The organism is Micromonospora sp. NPDC049799 (genome assembly GCF_040656655.1).
GTDB lineage: Bacteria > Actinomycetota > Actinomycetes > Mycobacteriales > Micromonosporaceae > Micromonospora.
In genome coordinates this window covers 1-14,557 of the sequence record NZ_JBFAMU010000085.1, presented here as the reverse complement: position 1 = coordinate 14,557, position 14,557 = coordinate 1, and the positions used below count along the sequence as shown (strand labels likewise).

Below are 14,557 nucleotides of genomic sequence, written 5' to 3'. Positions count from 1 at the left end.
GCGACGGCGCGGCTCAGGCCGAGCCGGGTGGCTGCCACCGGCGGCGCGCGCCGCGCGGCACCACGAGCGCCAGCAGCACTGCCACCGCGACGGCCGCGCCGCTGATCCCCGCCACGAGCAGCGCCCGGTCCCGGGCCGTCGCCCGCCTCTCCCGCTGCGCCAGCCTGGCCGGATCGGCGCGGTCGTCGGCGAGGGCGGCGGCCGGGCGTACCTCGCCGGACGCCCCGCCCCCGGTCTCGGTGACCGCCCGGTAGGGGTTCAGCACCCCGGCGCCGTACGCGCCGCCCGCGGGATCGCCGGGCGCCGGGTCGGTGGTCGCCACGATCCGCCGGGCCACCTCCGTGGCGTCCAGCTCCGGCCGGTACTGCCGCAGCAGCGCTGCCGTGGCGGCGACGAACGGCACCGCGTAGGAGGTCCCCTCGGCGCGCAGGTGACCCTGCCTCGGCGCGGCCATCAGCACGTCGCCGCCCGGGGCCACCAGGTCCACGTACGGGCCGGTCTGCGAGAACGGTGAGCGCGTCCCGTCCGCCCCGATCGCACCCACCCCGAGCACCCCGTCGTACGCGGCCGGGTAGGGGCGCGGGTCGCCGTTCTCGTGCAGGTTGCCCGCGGCGGCGACCACCACCACGTCCCGGTCCACCGCGTGGGCGATGGCGGCCCGCACGGCGGGATCGTCGGCGTACAGCACGACGGAGAGGTTCAGCACGTCGGCGCCCTCGTCCACCGCCCAGCGGATCGCGCGGGCGAAGTCGGCGGCGCTGACCGTACGCCCCGACTCCCGGCCGTCGACCACCTGCTGCTCGCTGACGCGTACCGGGAGGACGCGGGCGTCCGGTGCGAGTCCCCGGAAGGCCACCCCCGGGCGGGGCGCCGCCGCGATGATGCTCGCCACTCCGGTGCCGTGGCCGGCGCAGTCCCGCGTGCCGTCCCCGCCCGGGTCCAGCAGGTCGGCGCCGGTCAGGACCCGCCCGGCGAGCTGCGGGTGCACCCGGTCCACGCCGGAGTCGACCACCGCCACGGTCACCCCCGCCCCGGTGGCGAGTGGCGCCAGGCGCTCCGGCGCGTACCGCTGCTGGGTCCACGGGGTCGCGGCGACCGGCCGGGACGGGGCGAGTGGCGTGGCGCAACCCGGCGCCCGCGCGCCGGCCAGGGCCGGACCGAGCGGTGGGCCGGCGGGAAACGGCACCGGAACGGACGCCACGACGGCCGCCGAGAGGACCGCCAGAAGGGCATGGGTGCGGGACCGGGACATCGACCGCCTCCGTATCGTGTCGACTCCGGAACGGGATGTTATCGCCTTCCATGGAACCGGGCGGCCCGCCACCGGCCAGCCATTGTGATCTTGAATTGACCTTGTAGGTTGTACGCGATGCCTGTGGCCTGTTCTCGGAAGGAGAGGTGGCCGTGACCGAATGGGAGCCGGCCACGGAGGCCGAGGCGGCGATGCGCGAGGCGCTGCACGCCAACGACCAGCAGCTCTACTTCCGGATCCTGGCCCGGACGGACCTTCTCCTGCCGGTGTCCGCGCAGGCGCTCGCCGGTCAGGCGCCGCCCGGATGGGGCACCTGGACAACCGGCGGCCGGACGCACGTCCTGGCCTTCACCTCGGCCGCCGCCATGCGGGTCTGCCTCGGGGACAACGCCGGGTCCAGCCGGCGCGTGCCGTACACCGACCTGGCTGAGGAATGGCCCGACCAGGAGTGGTGGCTGGCCGTCAACCCGGGCCTGCCGATCGAGGGCTACCTGCCGTCCTGGTTCGTCGCGCAGCTCTCCCGTGGTGACGTCCGGCTGCCGGGCCGCACCCTGGGCGCGCGGGCCCGCCTGGAACGCGCCGAGACGCTCGCCCGGGCACGGGCCACCTCGGTCGCACGGGATGCCGACGCCGTGCCGAGCACCGGACCGCAGGGCCGGACGACGACCGCCAACGGCGTACCCCCGGCACCCACGCCGGACCACGCCGACGCGCTGCTCCCCCCGACCCCCCGGCCGTCGGTGGAGGGTGCCCCCGCCGGCCGGACGAGGGCCGAGCCGCCGCGCGTGGACGCGGTGACGAACGGGCAGTGGCCCGCCCCGCCCCCGTACCCGTCGACACGGCCCGGGGACGCGGCCGAGGGCCGGCCGGTGTCGCCCTGGCCGTCGGCCCGGCCCGAGGTCGGAGCCGACCGTCCCGCGACGGCGGAGGGCCGCGCGGGTGCCGAGGGCGGGGACCGGCCGAACCGCTCCTTCTTCGAGCCGGCGTCCGGCCGTGGCTCGGCGTACCGCGATCCGGTGACCCGTGCCGCCGCGGACCGGGCTGCCCCACCGTCCCGTTTCGCGGGCGGCAGCCAGCCCTTCCCCCGCCGTCGGCCGCCGTCGGAGGGGCCCACCGACGCCTTCCGGACGACCGACCCGGCCGCCGCCCCGCCGGCCGAGGAGACCACCCAGGCCCTGCCGGCGCGGCCCGGTCCGTCGGACGACGAGCGGACCCGGCCGATCCGCGTCCCCGACCCCGCGCGGCTCCAGGCGAACGCGCGCCGCCCGGCGGAGCCGGACGCGGACGGTACGCAGGTGCTGCCGCGCCGCCGGCCCGGTCCGGCGGGGCCGGACCCGGCCGAGGACCTGCCCGCCTCGATCGCCGAACCCGTCTCCGCGCCACCCGCTCCCCGACGGGGTTTCACGCCCATCGTGATCGAGGGCACGATCATCGAGGCCCGCGACGTCGCCCCGCCCCTGGCCGCCGCTACGGAACCCGCCCGCTCCCTCTTCGATCCGGAGCCGACCGGCACCACGCCGCCCACCGTGGTGGCCGGGACCTCCACCGGGTTCGCCGAGACCGGCGGCACGTCCGCCGGACCCGCCGAGTCCGCCGGCGTCACCGCCCGACCTGCCGAGCCCGCCGAACCCGTCAGTCCGGCGACCGGCCCGCTGATCGGCACCGGCTCGGACCGGGTGGATCCGACGGCCGACCCCACCTGGACCGCGACGCCGACCACCGTCGATCCGGGGCCGGCCGCCGACCCGATGACCGACGTGCCCCCTTCCTCCGCGACGGCGGACTTCCTGCCCGCCAACGAGGTGGAGGAGGACCTCCTCGGCGCGAGCGGCACCGGCAGCACCGACACCTTCCTCTCCACGCTGCTGCTGGCCCGCGTGCTGCTCCCGGTCACGCCCGAATCCACGCCGGGCAGCCGCCCCGGCGAACCGGGCTTCGTCTGGCACCGGGAGGAGTTGGACGGCGAGACCTGCGTGGTGGTCTACACGTCGCCGGAGCGGCTCGCCGACAACACCGACGCGCCGGTGGAGACGCTGCCGGTCAAGTTCGTCCAGCTCATCCACCGCTGGCCGGACGAGTCCTGGTCGTTCGTGGTCAACCCGGGCACCCCGATCGGGGCGAAGCTGCCCGGCGAGCAGATCGTCGGCCTGGCGAGCTGGGCCGCGGAGGTCGGGCTCGGCACCGACGCCGGCAGCGAGCCGGAGCCCTCGCCCGCGGAGGAACCGGTCGCCCGCACCCGGTACACCGCGCCCGCGCCGGACCCGGCCCGGCCCGTCGTCATGCAGAAGGCGGTCGCCCCCAGTCAACTCGCGTACTACCTGGAGCGCGGCTACGACCGGGTCTCCGGCTTCGTGCACCGGGCCGGCGAACTGGCCCACCTGACCACCCCGGCCGAGCTGTACGACGCCCTCGGCCTCGGCTACCCCGACTCGCCGTTCCGTCGGGACGCCGGGGAGATCTACGTGCTGCGGTGGCCGGCGCACCGGCCGAGCCTCTACCGCATTCCGTACGGGGGCCAGAACGAGGCGGCGATGCGGGCCATGGAGGGCTGGGTCATCGAGCGCCCGCCGTTCCGGGGCAACGGGTTCGCGCCGGGTGAGAGCAGCGACGTGGTGGCGGAGTTCAAGGTGGACAGTGCCCGGCTGCCGCACGGGGCGCAGCTCTGGCGGGTCGGCGCGGACGGCACCGAGCGGGTGGTCGCTCTCCTCGACACCGACGCGCTCCTGTGGCGAGAGGTCGGTGCCGGTGATGCGTGACGGTTACGTGGCCCGGTGGCGCGGGCGGGAGTACCAGGCCAGCCCGGACGGCGACACCGTCCGGCTCTACCAGCCGGAGCCGGGCGACGGCTTCGAGGAGGTACGCCCCGGCCGGTACGTGCGCGTCCTGCCGGTGACCGAGGTCGACGACCTGGCGTACGTGCGGACCACCTGCACCTGGCAGGGGCAGCCCTTCATCGTCCTCGCCGAGCACGACGGCTGGCTGCGCGTGGAGTACACGGGCGGTCGCTGGCCGGTCGCCCGGGCGCTCGGCCTGGAGGTGTTCGACTTCGGCGTCTACCAGGGTTGGGCACCCTCGGCGGAGGTCGCCGACCTGCGCGAGCAGCGGGTGTAGGGCGCGTCAGGACTTCGTCCAGCGCAGGATCTCGCCGAGCACCACGTCGCGGGCCTCCACGTGGGGGAAGTGTCCGACCCCGTCGAGCAGCCGCCACTCGTACGGCGCCACGACGTAGCGGCCGGAGCCCTGGGCGGTGCGCGGCAGGGAGGCGGCGTCGAGCGCGCCGTGCAGTTGCAGGGTCGGGGTGACCAGCGGCTTCTGCATCAGCCGCACGAACCGGTAGCCGTGCAGCCGCAGCACCGACCGGAACGCCCAGCGGTAGCCCTCCAGGGCGCAGAACGCGGCCTGCGGGATCCGCATCGCCTCCCGGCAGCGTTCCGCGTACGCGGCGAAGGCCGGTGAGGCCACCCAGTCCGGCCCTCCCCAGCGGCGCAGGATCTCCTCGACGGCCGCGGCGTCGTCCCGGGTGAGCACGTGTTCGTACCGGGGCATCTGGAACCGCAGGGTCGGGGTGGAGGCGGTGAACTGCCCACGCGGGTCGGCGAAGATGGCCGCGCGCAACCGCAGCGGGTGCGGCGCGCCGAGCACCACCAGCCGGCGGACCAGGGACGGGTGGAACGACGCGACCGTCCACGCGATCATGCCGCCGGCACCGCTCCCCACGAGCGTGGCCGACCGTTCTCCGAGTGCGCGGATCAGGCCGGCGACGTCGGCGGCGAGGGTGTAGCCGTCGTACCCCCTCGGGGGCTTGTCGCTCGCGCCGTAGCCGCGCAGGTCGACGGCGACGGCGCGGAAGCCGGCGTCGGCGACCGCCGGCAGCATCTCGTGCCAGGCCCACCAGTGTTCGGGAAACCCGTGCAGGAACAGCACCATCGGGCCGGTGCCGGCCTCCACGATGTGGAAGCGGCTGCCGTTGGCGCCGACGAAGCGGTGCGTCCACGGCCCCTCGGTGAGGACGCAGGACTCGTCGACGGCGCCGCCGCGCTGCTCGGTCATGGCAGACAGCCTAGGACCTGTGTGCCGGCCGGCCGTTGCGCCGGTGTGGCGGGTGGCCCGGATCGCTTCCCTCAGGTGACCGGAGCGATCTTCACGATGGTCGCCGGGGTGCCCGGTCCGCAGTCGACGGCGGGATCGGCGGGGCCGATCGTCACCCGCACCCAGGTGCCGGTGGCGAACGTGCCCTTGCCGGTGCCGTGCAGCGCGTACTCCCGGCCGTCGTCGGTGACCAGGCCGTAGCACGGCCCGTCGCCGCCCCGGGTGATCCGCCCGGCGAGCGCGTCGACCCGGCGCAGGTCGGTGGGCTTGCTCGGCGGCGCGGTCGGCGGGCCCGGGGTGGGCGGGCGGGTGGGCGACAGCGAGGGCCCGGTCCGTCCGGACGGTGACACCGGTCCGCCGGTCGGGGTGGTGGCCGGTTCGGTCGGGCCGCCGGTGCTCTCGGACGGGCTGGGTGCGGGGGTCTGCGGACCGGACACGGCGGGTCCCTTCTCGGTGCCCGGACAGCCGCTCAGGGACGCGGCGAGGGCCACGGCGGCCACGGCGGGCAGCAGGCTTCGGGTGGCGCGCATGACGGGTCAGACGTGCCGGGCGGGCGTGGCGTTCCCTCCGCCGGGTCTCCGGGAAGAGGGCGATGCCCGGGCAGGAGTCCTGCCCGGGCATCGCGTGCTGCGGATCGGTCGGTCAGGAGAAGCGGACCTTGATGGAGGTGCCCTTCTGCTCCAGAACCTTGATCTTGGTGCCGGTGGCGGGGAGCTTGACGCCGTGGTTCGGCAGCTCCTCGTACCAGTACTTCTTGGTGTCGTCGAACAGCGGCTGCGCCGCCTGGCCACGGATGTACTGCGGCTGGCTGTTGAGGTGCAGTGTGAACGAGTCCGCCTTCTTCAGGCTGAACGGCGCGTCGTAGACCTGGACCCGGGCCCGCCACGGCTGGCCGGTCAGGTTGTAGATCGGCCGCGGGTGCGCGTCGATGATCAGGTTACGACCCTCACCCGGGTGCTCGAACGTGTCGTTGTCCGCCCACCGCAGGTTCCAGTACGAGATGAGCAGGCCCTCCTGGTACGCGTAGTGGTCGACCCAGTCGGGCCGGGTGTTCGCGTAACCGAAGAAGTACGGGCCGGTCTTCAGGTACTTGTCGTACGAGACGTACGACCGGCTGCCCGCGATGTAGTAGTTCGCGAACATCCGGGTGTAGGTCTCCTCGACGATGTCCCAGCCCTTCAGGGCCCAGTCACCGGCACCGGCCTCGGCACCGTCGCTCAGGAGGGCTTGGCCGTCGGCGGTCACGGTGATCGCGTCACCGAAGAAGCCACCCTCGGACACACCGCCGTCGGTCTGGTACCGGAAGCGGAACTGCACGACCTTGCCGGCGGCGGCGTCCATCGGGATGGTGATGTCGACCCACTCGCCCTCGCTGCTGCCGTCCAGCGCCGGCTTCCCGCCGACCTCCTCGAGCGGCTCGCCGTCGACCGTGCCCGGCAGCGCCGTCCAGGTCTTGCCGCCGTCGAGCGACGCCTCGAAGAAGAGGTAGTCGAAGCCGGCCTCGATGTCGTAGCGGCCCTTCATCGACAGCGACGCCGACGACTTCCCGGTGAGGTCCAGGGTCCGGGTCATCGTGTTGTTGAGGTCGTCGTCGTTGCCGGAAAAGTACTGCTTGGTGCCCTCGAACGGCTTGCCGTTGTCGAAGGTGTACTCGCGCTCCGGCAGCACCACCACGGCGGCCTGCGGCTTGGCGGAGTTGTACTCCTGCGGGCCGAGGGTCATGGTGCGCTTCTGCCCGGCCACGACCACCTCGTAGTCGAGCCAGCCCAGCTGGAGCTTGTTCCACGCGCCGAGGTCACCGCCGCGCTCGCCGATGCCACCGTCGTTCTTGGCGCTCAGCCGGCTCTGGGCCATCAGGGTCCAGTGCTCGTTGTTGTTGTCCCCGCCGTTGAGGATGTTGTAGTCGTCCGGCAGGCCCAGGTCGTGGCCGTACTCGTGGTAGAAGACGCTGCGGCCGCCGTTCTCCGGCTGGATGGTGTAGTCACCGATCCACACGCCCGTGTCGCCGATCTGGGTGCCGCCGGCCGGGAAGTTGGTCGGACCGGTCGAGCCCTGGTCGGAGGCGAAGGCGTACCAGCGGTGGCTCCAGATCGCGTCCTCACCCTGGTTCGGGTCACCGTCGGCCATGTCGCCGCCGGCGTGGACGATCTGGAAGTGGTCGATGTAGCCGTCGGACTCGTTGAAGTTGCCGTTGCCGTTGAAGTCGTACCGGTCCCACTTGTCCATCGCCTTGACGTCCGCGGCGATCTGGGCATCGGTGCGACCCTGGGCCTTCTGGTCGGCGACCCACTGGTTGGCGGCGTCGCGGACCAGTTCCCAGACGTTCTGGCAGACGTTGCTGTTGCAGACCGCCGGGTCGTTGGCCGGGTCGTCGCTGTCGTCCGGGATCGGGTCGTTGGACCGGCCGTACCGGGCCTCGTTGTACTTGACCTTGACCCAGTTGCTGACCACGCCGTCGACGCTGTAGCGCCCCGACGACTGGGCCTCGTAGTACTGCTTCAGGGACTCGTCGCCCGGCTTGGTGCCGAAGTAGAGCTTGCGGAAGTGCTCCGGGCTGAAGTCCGCCTGCCAGACGGTCGAGTTGTCCACCGCGCGGTTCGGCTCGGGGATCTCGTTGTGCAGCGGACCGTCGAACCGGGTCGGGCCCGGCCAGTCGGGGTCGATGTCCTTGTCCGGGAACTCCGGGTGCCGCTCGTTGCCGAACTCGGCCAGGATCACGAAGACCTGGTCGGTGCGCTCCCGGGAGAGTTCGACGTACTGGTCCTTCTTGCCGCCCGCGCCGCGGGACCGGGCGGTGGCGCCGGTCGCGCCGGGCGCGCCGGCGGCGGTCTCACCGACCTTGACGACCGTGCTGCCGTTGATCCGCTGGGCCTTGGCCTTGCCGGACAGGACCTCGCTGAGGCCCTCCTGACGCAGGGCGCGGCGCTTGTCCTCCAGCGGGTTGGGCAGGTCGTGGTCGGTGTGGGCGGGCTCGGCGACCGACGGTGCGGACGTCGGCAGCTTCGGTTGCGGCGAAGCGATGGCGGACGGTCCGACCGCCAGACCCGTCGCTGTCAGCGAGAGCCCGAGCAGACCCACTGCGACTTTGCGCACGTGGTACCTCCGGTGTGAGGGAACCGGCCCAACGGGGGTGGGGGGCCGGGGATTGGATCCCACGGGTGGGACCAATGGTGAACATAGACACTCGTGTGACGGGTGGGAAGTCGGCCGCGTCGATTTGTGGCAGGAATTTGTTGGGAATGCTTTTCACTGTCACACCGCGACTCTTCGTCGGCGGGTGTGGCCTGCGTGAATGGCAGTGCGTGCCTGGGAAGCGACGAGTGTCTATCGGACCGGAGATGCGCAGAAAGCAGTGGGGCCGGTGGCGTCTCCGCCACCGGCCCCACTGGTAACCATGTTGTCAGTTGGTGACCTTGACGACCATGTCGTCGGTCGGGTTGGTGCCCTGCTGCAGGATCTCAATCTTGGTGCCGGTGCCGGCGACCTTGACCGAGTTCCACGGGTTGCTGTTGTTCCAGTACTTGTTCGCCCCGCTGTCGGTGAAGAGCGGGTTCGCCTCGAGCGCCGGGACCGTGACCGGAACACCATTGCGGTGGAAGGTCTGAGCCGGCTTGGCGTACAGGCTGAACGTGGCGTCGTACCCGTTGCGCCGGTTGCTGATCGTGCCCTGGCCGTCGACCTTGATCTGACCCGGCCGGACGTCGACCGGCAGGTTCAGGCCGTAGCCCGGGTGCTGCGAGGTGTTGTTGTCGCCGTACGCGTAGTTCACGTACCACACCAGCATGCCGGGCTGGTTCGCGAAGCGCTCGACGAAGTCCGGCCGGGTGGTGCCCCAGCCGAAGTTGTACCCACCGGTCCGCAGCGTGTCGTCGTACCCGAGGTAGGTGCGGTTCTCCGCGATGTAGAAGCGGGGGTACGTGTCGGTGACCGAGCCGGTCATCCGGGTGAAGCCCTTGGCCGTCCACGCGGCGTCCAGCGTCTCCGCGTCGTCGGTCCAGGCGGCAGAGCCGTTCTTGACCAGCGACACGTTGTCCAGGAACGCGCCGGCGAGGTGCACGCCGCCGTCGGTCTGGTAGCGGTAGCGGAACTGCACGGTCTGCCCGGCGTACGCCGACAGGTCGTAGGTCAGGTCGACCCAGTTGCCACTGGTGGAGCCGTCGACGCCGGTCTCGCCGGAGTCGATGAGCGAGTTGCTCAGCGGAGCCCAGGTGGCGCCACCGTTGGTGGACACCTCGGCGTACAGGTAGTCGTAGTCCTCTTCGATGTCGTACCAGGCCTTCGCGGTGATCGACGCGGAGGTCGCACCGGTCAGGTCCAGCTGGCGGGTCAGCGTGGTGTTCAGGTCGTCCGCGCTGCCGCCCCACCACTCGTTCGCACCCGCGAACGGGGTGTTGTACGAGGTGGTCTGGGTCTGCGCCGGCAGGTTGACCACCACGGCCTGGGCCTTCGGCCCGTCACTGTCGCCGGCCGGCCCGAGCGTCACCTGGGTGCTGCCCTTGCCGTACTCGACGGTGGTGTGGTTCAGCCAGCCGAGGTACAGCTTCGACCACGGGTCCATGTAGCCCGGGGTCGACCCGATGTCGTCCGTGCCGCGGCTCAGCCACGAACCGGAGGACATCAGGCTCCAGAAGCCGACGCCGTTGTCGCCGCCGGCGGTGTCGTACAGGTCCGGCAGACCGAGGTCGTGGCCGTACTCGTGGGCGAACACGCCCAGACCGCCGTTCTCCGGCTCCGTGGTGTAGTCCCGGATCCACATGCCGGTGTCACCGATCTGCACACCACCGGAGAGGTTGCCCGCCGGACCCGCGGAGCCCGCGAGGTTCGGGAAGGCGGCCCACCGGTGCGACCAGATGGCGTCCTCGCCCTCGGCGCCGCCGCCGGCCTCCTCGCCCTCACCGGCGTGCACCGCCTGGAAGTGGTCGATGTAGCCGTCGGCCTCGTTGAAGTCGCCGTCGCCGTCGAAGTCGTACCGGTCCCAGACGTCGAACTGGGCCAGGTACTCCTTGATCTGCTCCGGCGTCTTGCCGGCGGCGACCTGGGCCTGGTACCAGGCGGTGGCGCTGTCCTTGACGAAGTTCCAGTAGCCGTCCGCCTCGGAGATGGCGTTGCTGCCGTACCGGGCCTCGTTGTAGGGAACCTTGACCCAGTCGCTCACGTCGCCGTTGAGCGTGTAGCGACCGCCGGACTGCTTGTAGTAGAAGTCCCGCATCGACTCGCCCGAACCGAACATCATGTCCTGGAAGTGCGCCCGGTTGAAGTCCGGCCGCCACAGGGTGCTGTTGTCGTCGGTCGCGTCGCCGTCCCAGTTGCGGTCCGGCTCGGGGATCTCGTTGCGCACCGGGCCGGCAGCGCCACCGGTGCGAGGGTCGGTCTTGTCACCGAACTCGACCAGCATCGTGAACAGCGGGTCGGTCTTCGGCGCCTGCTGGTACTCGACGAACAGGTCGTCCTTGACCTGGATGACCTTGGAGCCGTTGCGCGTCTGGAGCTTGGCCTTGCCGGAGAGCAGGTCGGCGATGGCCTGCTTGCGGATCTCCCGCTGCTGATCCGACTTCGGATCGGGGAGGTTGTCCTTGCCGTGCTTCGCCTTGTCGGAACCGGGGGTCGGGTCCGCGGCCGGTGCGCCGGAGGCCGGCGCCGACACGACTCCCGCCGCCAGCAGCGCGGCCGCGGCCGAGGCCAGACCGGCTGTGACTCGTCTCCTCAAAGGTCCTCCTCTTTGTGGATCTGTTACATGGCAGTGACGGATCGAGCCGTGACTGTCATGTGATGCGGCACTCACCTTTACAGAGAGGTGGGGCGCTTGTCACGGGTGAATTGATGCCCGGGGCGACGATGTCGGGGGTTCATACCATGCCAAATACGGACCAAAGGCTTCACGATTGCGACCTGAGTTCACATCACGTTTCGGCCACGATCACTTAGAGTGATCGCGGTTATGGGGTCCCCATCGGAGAGCGCCGGGCAGCGCGAAAGTGTCACATCAAATGGCTGGCGGACACGATGGCCGTCACAAGAAGCGGGGCCCGACCGGAGCAGTGTGCTCCGATCGGGCCCCGCCGTGTTGCCGGTCGGGCGAAACGGTCAGTTCGCCGGGGTCACGTGGACCGTGGCGTACGAGTTGTCCTTCGCCGCCTTCTTGATGGTGATCGTGACGCCGTACGCGGCGTCCTGGTCACCCGGGTTGCCGCTGCCGAGCACGGTGAACCCGAGGTCGGTGCCGTACAGCCCGGTGGCCGGGCTGCCGTCGGCGTTGGTGACGCGGGTCGTGTAGGGCACGTTGCCCTTCGACGGGATCACCACCGACGCGTCGACGTCCCGGGCGAAGAGCGACGAGCCACGCACCTCGATGCCCGGGTACCAGCCCTTGGCGTCGGTGAACGCCGACACCGCCGGCTGGGCACCGAAGCTGGTGCAGTACTCGCTGTACGGCTCGCCCGTCGCCTCCAGGCACTCCTTGAAGGGGTACGTGGGGTTGAGCGAGAACGCCGCGTTGGCGGACTGCGGACGGCTGGGCAGGTTGTCCAGCGTCGACGGGTCCTTCACGGCCGCCTCGCCCTGGCGGCGGTACGGGTCGAAGTGCGAGTCCACGATCAGCAGGCCGCCCTTCGAGCCGTAGCTCGGCAGCGCGGTCGAGTTCGCGGTGACGTGGTTGTCGTTGCCCATCGTGGTGTCCCGGTACCACACCAGCATGCCCGGCGCGTTGTAGGAGATCTTGTCGACCTTCCACGCGTCGCGCGAGTAGACGGTGTCGTAGCCGTACTTCAGGCCCTCGTCGAACCCGTCGAAGTTGCGCCACTCGGCCAGGTAGTAGTGCGCCTGGGTCGAGGTGCCGCCGTCGATGTGCCAGCCGGCGCCGGTCGTGTCGACGAACGTGCCGCCGGTGGCGGTCCAGCCCGCCGTTCCGTTCTCGACGTCGTCGCTCCACGTGGTGGCGCCGCCACCGGTCACCGAGAAGTCGTCGGCGAACCAACCCTTCTCGAGGAACGCCTCGTCGGTGGCGTACCGGAGGCGGACCTGCACGGTCTGACCGGCGTACGCCGACAGGTCGACGTAGTCGTGCCGCCAGCCGTGGGTGTCACCGGTGAGGCCGTACTTCTTGTTGCCGAAGTCGACCATGCGGCCGTTCGGGTCCGCGTAGCCGTCGTCGGTGGTGACCAGCTTGCCGGTCGAGTCGTAGACCTTCTGCTCGGCCCAGGTCGTGCCGCCGTCGGTCGAGACCTCGACGAAGCCGTAGTCCCAGTCGGCCTCGATGACGAAGTTGTTCCACATCCAGAACTTCGCGTCGGCCGCCGCCGGCACCGCCACCTGACGGGCGATCTTGACGTCCGCCCAGTCCTGGTCGGCACCGGAGTACCACATGTTCGCGCCGCTGTGCGGCGTGGCGAGGGTGATCACCTTGTTCGGCAGGTTGATCTTGATGCCGTCCCTGGTGCCCACCGGGGTCCGCGAGTTCTGGCCCAGCTGCACGTCCCGCGGGGACGAGCCCGGGGCGATGGTCAGCGGGTCGGCCCAGCCGAGGATCCACTTGTCCCAGAGGCCCATGTGGGTCGGCAGCGCCTGGAAGATCTCACCGGAGTGCGAGCCCGAGGCCATCAGGTCCCAGAAGTCGACGTCCGAGTCGGCGTTGCCCGAGGTGTCGTAGAGGTCCGGCAGACCGAGGTCGTGGCCGTACTCGTGGGCGAAGACGCCGACGCCGGCGTCCTCCGGCTGCACGATGTAGTTCGACACCTTCAGCTCGGTGCCGGGGATCGTGTAGCCGCCGACGATCGACGACGAGTGCGCCCAGACGGCGTAGGTGCCCTGCGCGCCACCACCGGCGGACTTGCCCTTGCCGGCGTGCGCCAGCACCAGGTGGTCGATCACGCCGTCCGGCTCGAAGACGTTGCCGTCACCGTCCCGGTCGGCCTGGTCCTCGATGTCGTAGTCGGCCCACGGGAAGTTCGGGTCCATCGCCGCGAGCGCGTCGATCGCGTCGGTGGCCAGCCGCCCGGCGCCCTGCGGGTTGTCCGGGTGGCCGTTCATCGACTGCTGCCGCCCGGCGACCCAGTTGCCGTTCTCGTCCTGGAAGCAGCGGGAGGCCGCGTACCAGCCCTCGGAGTGCGGCACCTTGATCCACGGGCTGGCCTGCCCGTCGACCGTGTACGCGCCCTTCGACATCTCCAGGTACATGTTGCGCATCGTCCGGCCGGCCAGGTTGATGCCCGGCTTGCCGTCCGGCCCGGTCAGGTCGGTGCGGACCCGCTCGGTGATGCCCTCTGAGGTGTAGAGCATCTTGTTGTAGTGGGCGGGGGAGAAGTCCGGCACCCACATCGAGTTGTTGTCGAGCTTCGGCAGGCTCGCCGGGTTCGGGATGTTGTTGTGCAGCGGTCCGTTCTGGACGGTGCCGAGGACACAGCTCCGGTCCTCGAAGACCGTCTTGGGGACCATGACGTTGGTGAAGTCGTCGTTGGCGTTCTCGTTGAACTCCACCAGCAGGGTCAGCAGCTTGGCGGTCTGGGTGCCCTTGGCCTGCTTGATCTGCCGCGGGTTCTTGCCCGTCTTGATCGCCTCGGCCTCGATCTTCGCGAGCTGCTTGGCGGTCACCGGGTTGCCCCGGGCGAACTTGCGGTCGTACGCCCGCGCCTCGTCGACGGCGGGCGCGTGGACGCCACCCTTGCCCTTGACCTCGCGACCGTCGCTGTCCGGTTGGACGGCGGGCTCCGAGTAGTTGATGTAGTACTCGTCGGCCCCGATCGTGGCCCGGGGGGGCCCGGACTCGGCCGCCGCCGAGCTGCCGGTCACGGTCAGTGACGCGGCCGCCAGGGCGACGGCGGGCAGCGCGACGAGCAGCCGTCGACGCGACCCGGATTGGGATTTCTGGTTCATGCCACTCCATTTCTCGGGCATGGGTGAGAGGGAGTCGGTCGGCACACGGGCATCGATGTGACATCCATCGAACCGTCCGACCTGCGTGAACATAAATCAGAAACAACATGAACGACAGGGCTGGAGCCTGCCTGTGTCCGTTCAGCTTCTCCCTGCTCACCCGACCGACCGATGTGACAGTGGCCCTGCGCTCGGTCACGTACCCGTAAGACATGACGGTGGGTGGGGGGGCGCGCCGGCCGCCCCCCCCCCCCGGGTTTGACGGGCCGGTATGAACGGGGGGGTTTTCCCCCCCCCAAACCCCGCGGAAACACAGAAAAAACCCACCCGAGATGTGGGGGGGGGCCA

Annotated in this window: 8 protein-coding genes; 2 read left to right on the top strand and 6 right to left on the bottom strand. The window is 71.1% G+C overall.

The window, feature by feature from the left end; genetic code table 11:
* Positions 1–13 precede the first annotated feature (13 nt).
* Positions 14–1,252, bottom strand: a complete 1,239-nt coding sequence (mycP, locus tag AB0I76_RS09995; protein ID WP_357032617.1) for a type VII secretion-associated serine protease mycosin — start codon at positions 1,250–1,252, stop codon at positions 14–16.
* 152 nt (positions 1,253–1,404) lie between these two features.
* Here mycP and AB0I76_RS09990 point away from each other — a divergent pair, with 152 nt between their 5' ends.
* Positions 1,405–4,008: an SseB family protein gene (locus AB0I76_RS09990; RefSeq protein WP_357032614.1), complete on the top strand. Its 2,604-nt coding sequence runs from the start codon at positions 1,405–1,407 to the stop codon at positions 4,006–4,008.
* Complete coding sequence (locus AB0I76_RS09985) at positions 3,998–4,363, top strand: hypothetical protein (protein ID WP_357032611.1); 366 nt, start codon at positions 3,998–4,000, stop codon at positions 4,361–4,363. Before AB0I76_RS09990 ends, AB0I76_RS09985 begins: the two co-directional genes overlap by 11 nt.
* 6 nt (positions 4,364–4,369) lie before the next feature.
* On the opposite strand, the gene AB0I76_RS09980 is transcribed toward AB0I76_RS09985, so the two are convergent.
* The 5 genes from AB0I76_RS09980 to AB0I76_RS09960 all read right to left on the bottom strand — a co-directional run bounded on the left by AB0I76_RS09980 (position 4,370) and on the right by AB0I76_RS09960 (position 14,209).
* A complete protein-coding gene (locus tag AB0I76_RS09980; RefSeq protein ID WP_357032608.1) occupies positions 4,370–5,302 on the bottom strand; it encodes an alpha/beta hydrolase in 933 nt (310 codons plus the stop codon).
* 71 nt (positions 5,303–5,373) lie between these two features.
* Positions 5,374–5,871 (bottom strand): hypothetical protein, encoded by a 498-nt coding sequence (locus tag AB0I76_RS09975; protein ID WP_357032605.1) that lies wholly within the window; start codon positions 5,869–5,871, stop codon positions 5,374–5,376.
* Positions 5,872–5,983: 112 nt separating this feature from the next.
* Positions 5,984–8,419, bottom strand: a complete 2,436-nt coding sequence (locus AB0I76_RS09970) for an immune inhibitor A domain-containing protein (protein WP_357032620.1) — start codon at positions 8,417–8,419, stop codon at positions 5,984–5,986.
* 322 nt (positions 8,420–8,741) lie between these two features.
* On the bottom strand, positions 8,742–11,048 hold the full coding sequence (locus AB0I76_RS09965) for an immune inhibitor A domain-containing protein (RefSeq protein WP_357032602.1): 2,307 nt from the start codon (positions 11,046–11,048) through the stop codon (positions 8,742–8,744).
* Between the two features lie 377 nt (positions 11,049–11,425).
* Positions 11,426–14,209 (bottom strand): immune inhibitor A domain-containing protein, encoded by a 2,784-nt coding sequence (locus AB0I76_RS09960; protein WP_357032599.1) that lies wholly within the window; start codon positions 14,207–14,209, stop codon positions 11,426–11,428.
* Positions 14,210–14,557 lie beyond the last annotated feature (348 nt).